General features: G+C 63.3%; 12 protein-coding genes and 1 tRNA gene. 8 read left to right on the forward strand and 5 right to left on the reverse strand.

Annotation, left to right across the window (positions count from 1 at the left end):
• Nucleotides 1-8 precede the first annotated feature (8 nt).
• A complete protein-coding gene (locus ACFOW6_RS15635) occupies nucleotides 9-491 on the forward strand; it encodes an EF-hand domain-containing protein (RefSeq protein WP_382423359.1) in 483 nt (160 codons plus the stop codon).
• Nucleotides 492-745: 254 nt separating this feature from the next.
• Here ACFOW6_RS15635 and ACFOW6_RS15640 read toward each other — a convergent pair whose 3' ends face one another.
• The 3 genes from ACFOW6_RS15640 to ACFOW6_RS15650 form a co-directional block, all read right to left on the reverse strand.
• Nucleotides 746-1,492 carry a class I SAM-dependent methyltransferase gene (locus ACFOW6_RS15640; RefSeq protein WP_382423360.1) on the reverse strand — a complete coding sequence of 249 codons (747 nt, stop codon included), beginning with the start codon at nucleotides 1,490-1,492 and terminating at the stop codon, nucleotides 746-748.
• A 119-nt stretch (nucleotides 1,493-1,611) separates the two neighbouring features.
• Complete coding sequence (gene gltB, locus ACFOW6_RS15645) at nucleotides 1,612-6,192, reverse strand: glutamate synthase large subunit (protein ID WP_382423361.1); 4,581 nt, start codon at nucleotides 6,190-6,192, stop codon at nucleotides 1,612-1,614.
• A gap of 23 nt (nucleotides 6,193-6,215) precedes the next feature.
• Nucleotides 6,216-7,664, reverse strand: coding sequence for an NAD(P)-dependent oxidoreductase (locus tag ACFOW6_RS15650; RefSeq protein WP_382423362.1), 1,449 nt, complete (start codon nucleotides 7,662-7,664; stop codon nucleotides 6,216-6,218).
• A 416-nt stretch (nucleotides 7,665-8,080) separates the two neighbouring features.
• Between ACFOW6_RS15650 and infA the strand changes: the two genes are divergently transcribed.
• The 6 genes from infA to ACFOW6_RS15680 all read left to right on the forward strand — a co-directional run bounded on the left by infA (nucleotide 8,081) and on the right by ACFOW6_RS15680 (nucleotide 11,419).
• Nucleotides 8,081-8,299, forward strand: a complete 219-nt coding sequence (gene infA, locus ACFOW6_RS15655; protein ID WP_382423363.1) for a translation initiation factor IF-1 — start codon at nucleotides 8,081-8,083, stop codon at nucleotides 8,297-8,299.
• A gap of 11 nt (nucleotides 8,300-8,310) precedes the next feature.
• Nucleotides 8,311-8,889, forward strand: a complete 579-nt coding sequence (locus ACFOW6_RS15660; protein ID WP_382423364.1) for a Maf family protein — start codon at nucleotides 8,311-8,313, stop codon at nucleotides 8,887-8,889.
• Nucleotides 8,886-10,049 (forward strand): ribonuclease E/G, encoded by a 1,164-nt coding sequence (locus ACFOW6_RS15665; protein ID WP_382423365.1) that lies wholly within the window; start codon nucleotides 8,886-8,888, stop codon nucleotides 10,047-10,049. Before ACFOW6_RS15660 ends, ACFOW6_RS15665 begins: the two co-directional genes overlap by 4 nt.
• A complete protein-coding gene (locus ACFOW6_RS15670) occupies nucleotides 10,046-10,312 on the forward strand; it encodes a DNA gyrase inhibitor YacG (protein ID WP_382423366.1) in 267 nt (88 codons plus the stop codon). The genes ACFOW6_RS15665 and ACFOW6_RS15670 overlap by 4 nt, the downstream gene beginning before the upstream one ends.
• Before the next feature lie 135 nt (nucleotides 10,313-10,447).
• Nucleotides 10,448-10,523: transfer RNA gene (locus ACFOW6_RS15675), tRNA-Phe, on the forward strand.
• A gap of 113 nt (nucleotides 10,524-10,636) precedes the next feature.
• A complete protein-coding gene (locus tag ACFOW6_RS15680) occupies nucleotides 10,637-11,419 on the forward strand; it encodes a sce7726 family protein (RefSeq protein ID WP_382423367.1) in 783 nt (260 codons plus the stop codon).
• Here ACFOW6_RS15680 and ACFOW6_RS15685 read toward each other — a convergent pair.
• Both ACFOW6_RS15685 and ACFOW6_RS15690 read right to left on the reverse strand, forming a co-directional pair.
• Nucleotides 11,416-12,471, reverse strand: a complete 1,056-nt coding sequence (locus ACFOW6_RS15685; RefSeq protein ID WP_382423368.1) for a beta family protein — start codon at nucleotides 12,469-12,471, stop codon at nucleotides 11,416-11,418. The genes ACFOW6_RS15680 and ACFOW6_RS15685 overlap by 4 nt on opposite strands.
• Entirely contained in the window at nucleotides 12,468-12,842 is a 375-nt protein-coding gene (locus ACFOW6_RS15690) for a hypothetical protein (protein WP_382423369.1), read from the reverse strand. Before ACFOW6_RS15690 ends, ACFOW6_RS15685 begins: the two co-directional genes overlap by 4 nt.
• Before the next feature lie 225 nt (nucleotides 12,843-13,067).
• Between ACFOW6_RS15690 and ACFOW6_RS15695 the strand changes: the two genes are divergently transcribed.
• Nucleotides 13,068-14,066, forward strand: a complete 999-nt coding sequence (locus tag ACFOW6_RS15695) for a restriction endonuclease (RefSeq protein ID WP_382423370.1) — start codon at nucleotides 13,068-13,070, stop codon at nucleotides 14,064-14,066.
• Nucleotides 14,067-14,069 lie beyond the last annotated feature (3 nt).

Below are 14,069 nucleotides of genomic sequence, written 5' to 3' on the forward strand. Positions count from 1 at the left end.
CCGATTCCATGAAGACAACAGCAGCAATTCTTGCCGGCGGCCTGGCCGCGCTGATGGCCGCGTCCGCCTGGGCCACGGACGGTGCGGACAAGGACGAACGCCGCGCCGAACATCGCGAGCGCATGCAAACCTGGATGGAGAACATCGATACCAACGACGACGGCTATATCAGTGCGGATGAGGCCGAGACGGCGCGCAATGCCATGTTCGAACGCCAGGATGCCGACGGGGACGGCCGCATCACCCGCGAGGAGATGGCCACCTTCATCGAGAGCTATCACAGGGATCGGATGCCCGCCGCCAACAGCGAGGAGATGCGCGATCGCATGTTCGAGCGCATGGACAGGGACGAGGACGGTGTCATCACCGAACAGGAGTACACCGCAACGGGCGAGATCCGCTTCGAGCGCATGGCTGGAGAGGACGATCGCATCAGCATCTCCGAAGTGATGGCACGCATGGACGAGCGGCACAGCAAGCGCAGCGAGTAAGGGGTGTCCAGCTCCCCTGAGCGACGAATGCCGGGAGCGCGACTGGCGCGCCTCCCGGCATTCGTTTGTTGAGCGCTCGGCAAGGGCGGTGCCGGCATGCTTCGAGGCACCCCTCCCGGGGTGCGCCTCAGCATGAAGTCGGGTAGTGACCTGAATATAAAGAATTATCCTCATCCAGAGGTGTGGAGCGCAATCGCGCGGAGCCTCGAAGGATGGGCCGCGCGGCCAGGCAGTGCCGTTGGCCAGGCGTCCGGCTACAGCTGACCGACGCGCAGGCTGAGGGGCCAGGTGATGCGGCGGATGACGGTGGGATCGCCCCAGGCCTGTTCGAGTTCGGCCAGGAAGGCCTGGAAGGGCGCCGGGCCCTGGTCCTGTTCCAGGTGTTTGACGGCCGACCAGGTGCCGATGTAGCCGGCGTAGGCTTGGAAGCTCCAGGTGGCTTCCATGCGGAACTGCGGGGGTGCGATCTCTAGAAAGGGGAAGTCCAGGCTGGCGTAGCCGTCTTCCACATGGCAGCGCTCGGGCGGCCAGTAGGGCTTCGCGGTGCCCTCGTAGAAGTCCTGCACCACGGCGTCGACCCTGGGCGAGACGCGGGCCAGGCCATAGGTGATCAGCGCCAGAACGCCGGCCGGTCGCAGGACCCGCCGCACTTCCTCGTAGAACGCCGGCAGGTCGAACCAGTGCGCGGCCTGGGCCACGGTGACCAGGTCGGCGCTGCCGTCCGCCAGGCCGCTGTCCTCGGCCGGCGCCCTGCGGTACTCCACGGCCGGATGCGGCCGGGCCCCGGCGATCTGCTGCGCGCTGGCATCGGTGGCGACGACACGCTCGAAGACGTCACCCAGCAGGCACGAGAGCTGGCCTGTCCCGCAGCCGCAATCCAGCACCAGCCTGCGCCCCGGCGCGATCCTGCCCAGCCAGTCAGCCAGGGCCGGCGGGTAGCCGGGTCGGTAGGCGGCATAGGCCTCGGCATGGTCCGAGAAGTGATCCTTGAAGGTCGTCATGGTGCGCGATCATAGCGCGGACCCCTCGCCGATGAGAACCGGGGACCTATAAAAAACGCCCGGCGCCGTGAGGCGCCGGGCTGCGGCGTTGGCTGTGTGGATCGTGGAGGCGGGACCGCTCAGGCGGTTGTCTTCTCCTCGCTCTCCTCGGTAATGGGATGCTCCAGGCGGCCCAGCATTTCCTTGGGCACGACCTGCCAGAAGCGGCCGCGCTCGAGCGCCCAGTCGTTGAGCAGGCGCTCGGAGAAGCGGCTCTGGGTCTCGTCGTAGTGCTCGGCCACCAGTTCGTGCAGCAGGCTCTCGTAATGCTGGGTCTCCACCCGCTGCCAGATGACGCTGTCCGGGTTGATGCGCCGGGGCAGGATCTCCTCGGGGTCGTAGACGAAGGCCATGCCGCCGGTCATGCCGGCGGCGAAGTTGAAGCCGACACCGCCCAGGATGACGGCCGTGCCGCCGGTCATGTACTCGCAGCCGTTGGAGCCGCAGCCCTCGATCACCGCCACGGCGCCGGAGTTGCGCACGCAGAAGCGCTCGCCCGCCTGGCCGGCGGCGAAGAGCTTGCCGCCCGTCGCCCCGTAGAGCACCGTGTTGCCGATGATGGTGTTCTCCTCGGTGTTCAGCAGGCTCTTGGTCATGGGCCGCACGACGATGGTGCCGCCGGACAGGCCCTTGCCGACGTAGTCGTTGGCGTCGCCGAAGACCTCCAGCTTCAGGCCCTGGACCCCCCAGGCGCCCAGCGACTGGCCGGCCGAGCCGCGCAGGCGCACGGTCATGTGCCCCGGCGCCAGGCCGGTCATGCCGAACTTGCGGGTGATCATGGACGACAGCTTGGTGCCGATGGCCCGGTGCGTGTTGCGGATGGTGTACTGCAGCTGCATCTTCTCGCGGTCGCGGAACAGCGGCTTGGCATCCTCGATGATCTGGGCGTCCAGGGTCTCGGGCACCTCGTTGCGGCCCTCGACGACGCAGTAGGTCGGCAGGCCGCCGGCATCGGCACGCGCCAGCAGCGGGTTGAGGTCCAGGTCGTCCAGGTGCGGCGCGCCGCGGCTGACCTGACGCAGCAGGTCGGTGCGCCCGATCACCTCGTCCAGGCTCTTCACGCCCAGCCCGGCCAGGATCTCGCGCACCTCCTCGGCGATGAAGGAGAAGAGGTTCACCACCTTCTCCGGCGTGCCGGTGAACTTCTCGCGCAGGGTGTCGTCCTGGGTGCAGACGCCCACCGGGCAGGTGTTGGAGTGGCACTGGCGCACCATGATGCAGCCCATGGAGACCAGCGAGGCGGTGCCGACGCCGTATTCCTCGGCGCCCAGCATGGCGGCGATCACCACGTCGCGGCCGGTCTTGATGCCGCCGTCGGTGCGCAGGCGCGTGGTGTGGCGCAGGCGGTTGACGGTCAGCACCTGGTTGACCTCGGACAGCCCCATCTCCCACGGCACGCCGGCGTACTTGATGGAGGTCTGGGGGCTGGCGCCGGTGCCGCCGTTGTGCCCGGCGATCAGGATCACGTCGGCCTTGGCCTTGGCGACGCCGGCGGCGATGGTGCCGATGCCGGAGCGCGCCACCAGCTTCACGCAGACCCGGGCGTCGGGATTGATCTGCTTCAGGTCATAGATCAGCTGGGCCAGGTCCTCGATGGAATAGATGTCGTGGTGCGGCGGCGGGCTGATCAGCATGACGCCCGGCGTCGAGTGGCGGAACTTGGCGATCATCTCGGTGACCTTGAAGCCGGGCAGCTGTCCGCCCTCGCCGGGCTTGGCGCCCTGGGCCACCTTGATCTCGATCTCGCGGCACTGGTTCAGGTATTCGGCCGTCACCCCGAAGCGCCCGGAGGCGATCTGCTTGATGGCCGAGTTCTCGTTGTCGCCGTTGGGGCGCGGCGTGAACCGCTCGGGATCCTCGCCGCCCTCGCCGCTGTCGGACTTGGCGCCGATGCGGTTCATGGCGATGTTCAGCGTGCCGTGCGCCTCGGGCGAGAGCGCGCCGAGCGACATGCCGGGTGTCACGAAGCGCTTGCGGATGGCGGTGATGGACTCGACGTCGTCGATGGCCACCGGGCTCACGCCGTCGGTCTTGAAGCCCAGCAGGTCGCGCAGCGAGGTCGGCGGCAGGTTGGCGATGCCCTCGCTGAACTTCTTGTAGGTGGAATAGGAATCGCTGGCCACGGCCGCCTGCAGCGTGTGGATCAGGTTGGCCTCCCAGGCGTGGCTCTCGCCGCCGCGGCGGTAGCGATAGAAGCCGCCGATGGGCAGGGCCAGCACTTCCTCGTCCCAGGCGCGGGCGTGGTTCTCCACCACCTTCTGCTGGATGCCGGACAGGCCGATGCCGCTGATGCGGCTGGGCATGTCGGGGAAGAACTCGTCCACTAGTGTGCGGCTGAGGCCCACAGCCTCGAAGTTGTAGCCGCCGCGATAGGAGGAGATGACCGAGATGCCCATCTTGGACATGATCTTCAGCAGGCCCTCGTCCACCGCCTGGATATAGCGGTCCACGGCCTCCTGCAGGTTCATCTCTCCGAACAGGCCGCGCTCGTGCCGCGCGGCGATGGCCTCCTGCGCCAGGTAGGCGTTGATGCTGGTGGCGCCGACGCCGATCAGGACGGCGAAGTAGTGCACGTCCAGGCACTCGCCGGAGCGCACGTTCACGCTGGTGAAGGTGCGCAGCTTCTGGCGCATCAGGTGGGTGTGCACCGCCGCCGTGGCCAGGATCATGGGCATGGCGGCGTTCTCGGGGCCGACCGCCTCGTCGGTGAGGATGAGGTGGGTGGCGCCGCCGCGCACGGCATCCTCGGCCTCGCGCTGGATGCGGCGGATGCCTTCGCGCAGGGCGTTCTCGCCGCCCTTGGGCTCGAAGGTGCAGTCGATCTCGGCCGCCGTCTTGCCCATGTAGTCGCGCATGGCCAGGAACTCGGCGGTGGAGAGCACCGGCGAGTGCAGCTGCAGCAGGCGGCACTGGCTCTCGTCCTCGTCCAGGATGTTGCCCAGGTTGCCGAGCCGGGTCTTCAGCGTCATCACCCGCTTTTCGCGCAGGGAGTCGATGGGCGGGTTGGTCACCTGGCTGAAGTTCTGGCGGAAGAAGTTGTGCAGGCCGCGATAGCGGTCGGACAGCACCGCCAGCGGCGTGTCGTCGCCCATGGAGCCCACGGCCTCCTTGGCCGTCTCGACCATGGGATGGAGGATCAGTTCCATGTCCTCCATGTTCAGGCCGAACTCCAGCTGGCGCCGCCGCAGCTGGTCCTTGTCATAGATGCGCGGCTCGCCGTGATCGGGGCGGATGATCTCGTCGATCACCTTGATGGACTTCACCCAGTCGCCGAAGGGCTGGCTGGCGGCCAGCCGGTCCTTCATCTCGGCGTCGTGGTAGAGGCGGCCCTCCTGCAGGTCCACGGCCAGCATCTCGCCGGGGCCCAGGCGGCCCTTCTCGACGATGTTGGCCTCGTCCAGGCGCACCATGCCGGTTTCCGAGCCGGCGAACAGCAGGCCCTCGTTGGTGATGGTGTAGCGCATGGGGCGCAGGCCGTTGCGGTCCATGCCGGCGACCAGCCAGCGGCCGCCGTAGCCGCAGATGGCGGCCGGGCCGTCCCAGGGCTCCATCACGGCGTTGACGTAGCTGTAGAGCGCCTTCCAGGCGTCGGGCATGTCGCTGTCGGGATTCCAGGCCTCGGGAATGGTCATCAGCTTGGCCATGGGCAGGTCGCGGCCCGAGCGGACCAGCAGCTCCATGACCGCGTCGAGCGCCGCGGAATCCGAGGAGCCCGGCTGGATCACCGGTTTGATGTCCTCGATGCCCTCGCCCAGGATGTCGCTGGACAGGCGGCATTCGTGCGCCTTCATCCAGTTGGTGTTGCCCTTGACGGTATTGATCTCGCCGTTGTGAGCCAGCACGCGGAAGGGCTGCGCCAGGCGCCAGGTGGGAAAGGTGTTGGTGGAATAGCGCTGGTGGAAGATGGCGAAGTTCGACACGAAGCGCTCGTCCATCAGGTCGGGGTAGAAGCTGGACAGCTGCTCGGCCAGGAACATGCCCTTGTAGATGATGGAGCGCCCGGACAGCGAGCAGATGTAGAACTCCTTGATGGACTCCTGCTCGGCCGCCGTCTCGATGCGCCGGCGGATGATGTAGAGCTCGATCTCGAACTGCGCCAGCGACACGCCCTTGGTGTTGGCGATCATGATCTGCTCGATCTCGGGCCGGGTGGCGTTGGCCTTTTCGCCGATCACCTCGGTGTTCACCGGCACCTGGCGCCAGCCGTGGATGGTGTAGCCGTGCTGCAGGATCTCGCGCTCGACGATGACGCGGCAGCGCTCCTGCGCGCCGTGGTCGGTGCGCGGCAGGAAGACCATGCCGACGCCGATGTGGGCGTCGCCTGCGTCGTGGCCGGTGCGCTCCACGTGCTCGTGGAAGAACCCCTGGGGAATCTGCACATGGATGCCGCAGCCGTCACCGGTCTTGCCGTCGGCGTCCACGGCGCCGCGGTGCCAGACGGCCTTCAATGCCTCGATGCCGGCGACCACGACATCGCGGCTGGGCCGTCCGTCCAGGGAGGCCACCAGGCCGACGCCGCAGGAATCATGCTCCTCGGCCGGATCGTAGAGGCCCTCGCGCGCCAGGCGCTCGCGCTCGCTGGCCTGCAGGGTGATCTGTTGCAGGGCATCGCCCTGTACGCTCAGGTCGCCGCGGGCCGCGGTCTTCATCCACTCTGTCATTGGTCTTCGTTCCTTTCGCGGCGTTATTCGGCGGCCATGACGGCCGGCGTCTCGGCCTTCGCCTTCAGGTAGCTGTCGATCGAGGCGGCGGCGTCGCGGCCGTCGCGGATGGCCCAGACCACCAGCGAGGCGCCGCGCATGATGTCGCCGGCAGCGAAGACGCCGTCCAGGTTCGACATCATGGTGCGGTGGTCGACGCGCACCGTGCCCCAGTTGGTGACCGCCAGTTCCGGGGCGTCGAAGAGCACCGGCAGGTCCTCGGGATCGAAGCCCAGGGCCTTGATGACCATGTCGGCCTTCAGGGTGAAGCTGGAGCCTTCCACCGGCTGCGGCGTCTGCCGGCCGGTGGCGTCGGCCACGCCCAGGTGCATGCGCACGGCGCGCACTTCCTCGACCGTGTTGTCCCGGCCGTCGAAGGCCTCCGGCGCGGCCAGCCAGACGAACTCGACGCCCTCCTCCTCGGCATTGGCGACCTCGCGCTGCGAGCCCGGCATGTTCTTGCGGTCGCGGCGATAGAGGCACTTCACGGAGGTGGCGCCCTGGCGCACGGCGGTGCGCACGCAGTCCATGGCGGTGTCGCCGCCGCCGACCACCACCACGTCGCGGCCCTGCGCATCCAGGGTGCCGTCGTCGAAGGCCGGCACCTCGTCGCCCAGGCCCTTGCGGTTGGAGGTGATCAGGTAGTCGAGAGCCGGGAAGACGTTCTGCAGGCCGGCGCCCGGCAGCTGCACGTCACGCGCCTTGTAGACGCCGGTGGCCAGCAGCACGGCATCGTGCTGTGCCCGCAGGTCGGCCAGGCTGGCGTCGCGGCCGACCTCGAAATTCATCCTGAAGGTCACGCCGGCGTCGGCGATCAGCTGGCTGCGGCGCTCGACCACCTCCTTCTCCAGCTTGAAGTTGGGAATGCCGTAGATCATCAGGCCGCCGGCGCGGTCGTACCGGTCGTAGATGGTGACCTGGTAGCCCTTGCGGCGCAGCTGCTCGGCGGCGGCCATGCCGCCCGGACCGGCGCCGACGATGCCGATGGACTCGCCGCGCTCCTGGCTCGGGCTGGCCGGCTTGACCCAGCCTTCCTCCCAGGCGGTGTCGGTGATGTACTTTTCCACCTGGCCGATGGTGACCGTGCCGTGGCCGGCCTGTTCGATCACGCAGTTGCCCTCGCACAGGCGGTCCTGGGGACAGATGCGCCCGCAGATCTCCGGGAAGTTGTTGGTTGCCTGGCTGACCTCGTAGGCCTCTTCCAGGCGGCCTTCCGCCGTCAGCATCAGCCAGTCCGGGATGTTGTTCTGCACCGGGCAGTGGACCTGGCAGAAGGGCACGCCGCACTGCGAGCAGCGCCCGGCCTGGTCGGCCGCGGAATCGGGGTCGAACCGGTCGTAGATCTCGTCGAAATCCTCACGCCGCTCCGGCGCACTGCGCTTCGTGGGCGTGCGCTGTTCAAGGTTGACGAATTTCAGCATGCGGTTCGGCATCGGTCCTGACTTTCCTGTTTTTCATGAGGGCCCTTTTTCGGCGGGCGGCCGGGAATCTTTATCCAGGGTTATACGGCATTTGCCGCACCTTGGCGAGAGAAAATCGCTTTTTAGGTCAGTTATGCTGTATCAATTATGGGGCATGAATCCCCCAGGAGAGGCAGCATCTGATGTGCCGCGTGCGGAAAATTATAATTAGTTCCGATATGAGACGAATTGGGTCGCAAACGAACAAATTCGCGGCGCGGGCTCTGGGGCGTCCCCGGGCCGGTCACCTGTATAGGCTGGGCTGCGCGGTGAGATTGTGAATTCCACCCAAAGACTGTATGATCCGCCCGCTTTCCGACAGGCAGACGCTTGGGGATAAGCGGCGACGGCGCTTTTGCCTGAAAGAACAACGACAGAAAACGTAAGGTATGTCCAAAGAAGACCTGATGGAGTTTCAGGGCACGGTTGTTGAACTGCTGCCCAATGCCATGTTCCGCGTGAAGCTGGACAACGGCCACGAAGTCCTGGCCCACACCGCCGGTAAGATGCGCAAGCACCGTATCCGCGTGCTGGCCGGGGATCGCGTCAATGTGGAAATGACGCCCTACGACCTGACCAAGGGCCGTATCACCTTCCGCTACAAGTAAGGGGGCCGGCCATGGCCGCGCCCCGTTTCATCCTCGCCTCGGCCTCGCCGCGACGGCACGACCTGTTGCACCAGATCGGCCTGCCGCCGGACGAGATCGATCCCGCGGACCTGGACGAGACGCCGCTGAAGGGCGAGCTGCCCCCGGCCTATGCCGCGCGCATCGCGCGCGAGAAGGCCCGGGCCGTGGCCGCGCGCCATCAGGGTGCCTATGTCCTGGCCGCCGACACGGTGGTGGCGCTGGGCCGGCGCATCCTGCCCAAGCCGGCGGATGCGGCGACGGCGCGCGCCTGCCTGGAGAAGCTGTCGGGCCGGCGCCATCGTGTGCTGGGCGGCATCGCGCTGATCCGCCCCGACGGCAGGTGCTCCGAGCGCCTGGTGACCACGGCGGTGCGCTTCAAGCGGCTGGACCGGGACGAGATCGGGATCTACCTGGAGTCCGGCGAATGGCAGGGCAAGGCCGGCGGCTATGCCATCCAGGGCCTGGCCGCGGCCTTCATCCCCTGGATCAACGGCTCGCACGCCAACGTGGTGGGCCTGGCCGTGGACGAAGCCTGGAAACTGCTGCACGGCGCGGGCTATCGGCCGTGAGCGGGCGGCTGCTGATCTCCGCCTGGCCGGGCGAGACCCGGGTGGCGCGCCTGGACGCCCGCGATGAACTGAGTTTCCTGCGCATACTGCGCGAACCGCGGCCGCCCGCCCTGGACGATATCTACTACGCGCGCGTGAGCCGCCTGGACAGGGGACTGAACGCCGCCTTCGTCGACCTGGGCCCAAGCCCGCCCGGCTTCCTGCCCCTGGGCAAGACGGTGACCCGGCCCGCCGAGGGCGCGGCGCTGGCGCTGCGCGTCACCCGTGCGCCGGCCGAGGACAAGGGCGCCAAGCTGGCTTTGGCGGAGATGGACCCGCCCGCCGGGGCGACGCCCCCCACCTGCCTGCAGCGCGGCGAGGACCTGGCCGGCCTGCTGCGCGCCCGGGCCGCGCCGGCCGACGAGATCGTCTGTGACGACAGCGCCCTGCGCGATCGCCTGCGCGCCGCCGGGATCGAGGCGGCCTTTCACATGGGCCCGGCGGCGCTGTTCGACGACGGGTTGGAGGCGGAGATCGAGGCCCTGCTGCTGCCCGAGGTGAGACTGGCGGGCGGCGGCGGCCTGTTGATCGAGCCGGTGCGCACGCTGACCGCCATCGACGTGAATTCCGGCCGCCAGGACGGGCGCGGCGGTGCCCGGCGCAAGGCGCTGGAGGTCAATCTCGAGGCCGCGGCGGAGATCGCGCGCCAGGTGGACCTGCGCGACCTGTCGGGCCGGATCGTGGTGGATTTTCTGGAGATGGCGGGCAAGCGCGAGCGCGACCAGCTGATGGAGGCCCTGCGCGCAGCCGTCGCCGACGACCCCGAACCGGTGCAGGTCCAGCCGCTGAGGGGCAGTGGCCTGGCCGAGCTGACCCGGCGGCGCAGCCGGCCGCCGCTGCACGAGGTGCTTTGCGCGCCTGTCGGCCTGGGCGGCTGTGGCTGGGCCAAGTCAGCGGCGACCCGCGCCTTCGAGCTGGTGCGCGCGCTGGATGCCCGGCCGGCCGGGGCGACGCCGCGCGTGCGGGTGACCCCGGCGGTGGCAGCGGCCCTGGCGGGCCCGGCGGCAGACGCGCTGGCGCGTCTGGAAGAGCGCCGCGGGGGCCTTCCGGATATTGCACAGGTGGCCGCTGACGCGCTAGATCAGGAGGGCTACAGCCTGGACGAGGGAGAGCAGAGATGAGCGGCAGCGACGAAACCGGTGGCCCGGGCGGCGACGGCGCCAAGGTGGTGCCGCTGGAGGCGCACAAGCGCCGGCGCGGGCCCGCCTGTCCCATCTGCGGCAAGCCGGAAGCGGCGCAGCATCGCCCCTTCTGTTCGGCCCACTGCAAGAACGTGGACCTGGGGCGCTGGCTGAGCGAACGCTATCGCGTGCCCACCGACGAGGCGCCCGATGGCCCGCAGGGCGGCGGGGATGACGACGATCCGGGCCCGCAGAGCGCCTGAGGCGGGCGTGTGGGGGACAAGCGGACAAAAAATCCGCCCCGGCTCTGGACAGAACCCGCCTCTTCTCCTATAAGCCCGAACTGCCCGCTGCACTCGGGACGCGCCAACCGCCCGACCAGACCCACGCAGCCCGGCGCCCAGGTAGCTCAGTTGGTAGAGCATGCGACTGAAAATCGCAGTGTCGGTGGTTCGATTCCACCCCTGGGCACCATTTTCTCAAGAGACCCATCTTTTAGCACTCTAGGTGACAATATGATCTATTTTGTTTATAAAGGAATTAACAGGGAGAATTCGCCTCAGCACGTCTAAAAGTTAGCAAAAAAGATGTCCAGAAAGCGGACTTGTAACCGGGCAGCTACTATAGAAAATTTGCGCGAGCCTGAGATCAAGGCGGCGCTGATTGATGCTTTATTTGAAGATGGAAGGATATATGGCGATTCCGTTGTGATAAGCGAAATGCCGCTCACAACTATGAGTCGTCGTGCTGATATTGTATTGGCAAATGGACATCTTCTCGGCTTCGAAATTAAATCGGATGGTGACAAGATCACCCGACTGTGTGCTCAGATTGAAGCCTACCAACGTACATTCGAGGGAATCTTTATAGTCTCGGGTGCGCGTCATCTCAGCCAAGTTATTAATTCTGCTCCCCATCATGTAGGTATCGTTGCAATAGATTTGGGTGAGGGAAGCATTCCAGAAGCTAAAATGATTCGGAAGCCCCACTTCAAGAACATGAGCATTGAAGTTGCGATCAGGCAAATGCGTGCTAATGAGCTTTTCAAACTAGCCCAAAAGTTTAACGCAAATCCAGGTGGGGCACGAGACCGATTTACGCTTGAGCGGCAGGTTAGGGAGCTCCCAGCAACCGAAGTGCGTCTTGCGGCTTTAGAGGCAGTTAAGAACCGCTATCGTAGTCCTTATGAGGCTTTCCTTCTTGCTAGGAGCCAATCCGGTAGGACGTTGGAAGCTTTGCGATATCTGCAGCGACCTTCTTGGAATGCTTCTCGAGCTATTATCCCCAATGAGCAGGCTAACTCATGCGCATCTGAGATTGCTGATCTGCAGAAACTCAAACTGAACGTTAGGCCTCGAAAAGTAGGTTAGTCAAAAATATCTTCATCCTCTACCGTTTCGGTATCATTGCCATAATGAAGTTGTTGCCAGAGGTGTAAGTTTACTCTCACCGCAATCCAGGGACCAGGTTGCCCCATTTTGGCTATATTCCCTCGTGCTGCATCATCGATTTTGGTAGCTCCCCAAACGGCTCCAACTAGTGTTGAATCCCAATCTGCAAGGTTTGTGATTTTTTTGGCACAAGCAGGGTAACCACCCTGATCCTCTCTGACGCGTCTAAATATCCAAGCATCTGATAGTGGATAGTCAATCCGTGGCACAAACCTTTGCTTCATTGGTTCTATGGGTTCTGGGTGAATTGAGCCGTAATCACCATAGATAGCAACTGCGTTTCCCCCTAAAGCTGCATGCATAGCACGCTCTTGAATAGGTATCGCCGCGCCGGCATCGTCATAAGTGGCAGCTGACTTCGGGTAGCTTGATCCGATTACAACGATCCGTACTGCTTCATCTATCGTGCGGAGCGAGTTGATGGCATTCGCAGCTTCAATGGCGAGTGCATTGGCGCGCGAGCGTACATAGCCAAAATCCAGCACCAATAGTAAGTTGTTGACGTCATCTACGGCGCTCATAATAGCCGACAGAACAGGTATATCGGTTTGTGGCGAACGAGACCGAACTACGATTTGTCCTACCTCATTCTCAAGTAAAATGACCTGTCTCACGATATCTCGAAGAGGCCCTCCTGAAGGTAATAAGGCAGTCGGGATTGCGTTATTTTGGCCAGCTACGAACTTTCTCCACGCTGCAAAACCTTTGCTCGGGTCACTGAGTGATGGATATTCGTCACAAGAATAGATTGGGCTTTGCTCTAAATCGATGATGCGAGGCCGTCCTTCCAGTGCATCATCTACCTTCATGCTTACGTCTTCGATAGATTTTGTCCGCCCATGACTTGAAAGAACGACTATAGGAAGAAGCTTATCCTTCTCAAGAGGTCCAAGTTCTTTGTACCCCCGCATTTCCCAAAGTCGAGTTCTTAAGGAAGGGTAATAAGGATATGCGTCAAAATCGACGTTCATGCTTGATCGTCCTCATCGTCGAGTTCTGGTTGATCTTCTGGTTGTCTCCGTCTTGGTTGGACCCGAGGCATCTCTATTGCGCGCGCTGCGAGGCGATTGAGTGTGTCACTATCTTGTATTGCAACAGTCCTCCATTCGCTCAACTGAAGTCGTAGGTCCTCTATTTCGGTATTCTTTTTTTCCAAATCTCGTGCGTTTCGCCGTCCCATTACAAGAAGCGGAATAGATAACAGCCAACCTCCGCCTGCAACGAAAGCGAGCAAAAGGACTAAATCTTGAGTTAACCAACCGCCAATGGCCACAAACGTGCCTAGAGCACCGAAAACCATTAGGCCATAGGTGATCCAGCCCTCTTTCGGTGCTTGCTCCATTATCCCCCCAGTTAACCACCAATTAGCAACACGATTGGAAACGTAGATTTGCGGTCAGAATCAGCTTGTTCACCTATTGTCTGTACACATTGTCAAAGATAAGTATGAACGGATAAATTGTATTTTTCTACAATTTTGTTAGGTTTCCTTTTGATTCGTGATTTTAATTGGAGCAGTAACTTCAGGTCCGTTTGCTTTTGGTATGGGCTGAATTGAGGGGGAAGAATGGCACAGAAAGCGTATATCCTGCGAATGTATCCGGGGGGTGTGGACAGGCTGAATGATGCTCTAGAAGAAAATCAACTGATGCTTGGGTGGTCCAAAGCCGCAGGGTTGATCGACCAGAGCCTGGAATGGACCGAATTCCGTGAAATCGTTCGCCGGATCTATGATCCTGATGCCCAGAACATGAGGTGGGCGGGAAACGCGGCCGGGCATCTCTGGCGCTTCATCCGCGAGATGGGAGAAGGAGATTTGGTCGTAGTTCCCTACGGCTCAGAATTTTATGTGGCAAAGGTCACGGGGGATGCAGAACACAGGAAGGACAAGGTTGAAGAGGATATGGCCTTTAGGAGGCCTGTGGAATGGCTCAACGATAAGAAGCCCATTCCAAGGAAACATGCAAAGGCGGCACTTCTGTCGCGAATGAAAGCACAGGGAAGCTGCACCGGTGCAACAGACCTGGTTGAACAGGTCGAAGAATGTCTCAGGATTGCGAAAGAAGGGGGTAAGCCCTCCTTTGAAGAAGATCTCAGGAAAAAGCTGACCGAAAAAACCCTGGAAGAAATGCGTACTGGCCGCATGGAGGACTATGGGTTTGAGCGGTTGGTTGCGAACGTTCTGCGAACCAGCGGCGCTTCTCAGCCTGCAATTGTATCTAGAAGCAATGATGAGGGCGTCGACATATATGCAACCTTCCTGGTGGCTGGAGTTTTCCAACAGGTTGTAGGCGTTCAAGTGAAGCACTATAAACCTGATCCTCCCATCGGAGGTAAGGTTGTCCAGCAACTGATAAACGGTATCGAGTCCGGACAGGAGCCCGTCACATTGGGCATGGTGATCACTTCGGGCACCTTTGATGACGAGGCCGAAGAGGAAGCCGAGAAATACAGAATCAACAATGGCATTCCCATTGAGCTCGTGGATGGTGAACTGTTGGCCAAGCTGATAGTGGAGAACGGCTTGGAAAATCTCAATCTCGACACCTTCCATGCCGATTTATGATTC

The organism is Fodinicurvata halophila, from assembly GCF_042651425.1.
Classification (GTDB): Bacteria; Pseudomonadota; Alphaproteobacteria; order Kiloniellales; family DSM-21159; genus Fodinicurvata; species Fodinicurvata halophila.

Excerpts from the sequence above, each read along its gene's own strand:
- ACFOW6_RS15635 (WP_382423359.1), top strand. The coding sequence starts at position 9 with ATGAAGACAACAGCAGCAATTCTTGCCGGCGGCCTGGCCGCGCTGATG.
- ACFOW6_RS15640 (WP_382423360.1), bottom strand. The coding sequence starts at position 1,492 with ATGACGACCTTCAAGGATCACTTCTCGGACCATGCCGAGGCCTATGCC.
- gltB (WP_382423361.1), bottom strand. The coding sequence starts at position 6,192 with ATGACAGAGTGGATGAAGACCGCGGCCCGCGGCGACCTGAGCGTACAG.
- ACFOW6_RS15650 (WP_382423362.1), bottom strand. The coding sequence starts at position 7,664 with ATGCCGAACCGCATGCTGAAATTCGTCAACCTTGAACAGCGCACGCCC.
- infA (WP_382423363.1), top strand. The coding sequence starts at position 8,081 with ATGTCCAAAGAAGACCTGATGGAGTTTCAGGGCACGGTTGTTGAACTG.
- ACFOW6_RS15660 (WP_382423364.1), top strand. The coding sequence starts at position 8,311 with ATGGCCGCGCCCCGTTTCATCCTCGCCTCGGCCTCGCCGCGACGGCAC.
- ACFOW6_RS15670 (WP_382423366.1), top strand. The coding sequence starts at position 10,046 with ATGAGCGGCAGCGACGAAACCGGTGGCCCGGGCGGCGACGGCGCCAAG.
- ACFOW6_RS15680 (WP_382423367.1), top strand. The coding sequence starts at position 10,637 with ATGTCCAGAAAGCGGACTTGTAACCGGGCAGCTACTATAGAAAATTTG.
- ACFOW6_RS15685 (WP_382423368.1), bottom strand. The coding sequence starts at position 12,471 with ATGAACGTCGATTTTGACGCATATCCTTATTACCCTTCCTTAAGAACT.
- ACFOW6_RS15690 (WP_382423369.1), bottom strand. The coding sequence starts at position 12,842 with ATGGAGCAAGCACCGAAAGAGGGCTGGATCACCTATGGCCTAATGGTT.
- ACFOW6_RS15695 (WP_382423370.1), top strand. The coding sequence starts at position 13,068 with ATGGCACAGAAAGCGTATATCCTGCGAATGTATCCGGGGGGTGTGGAC.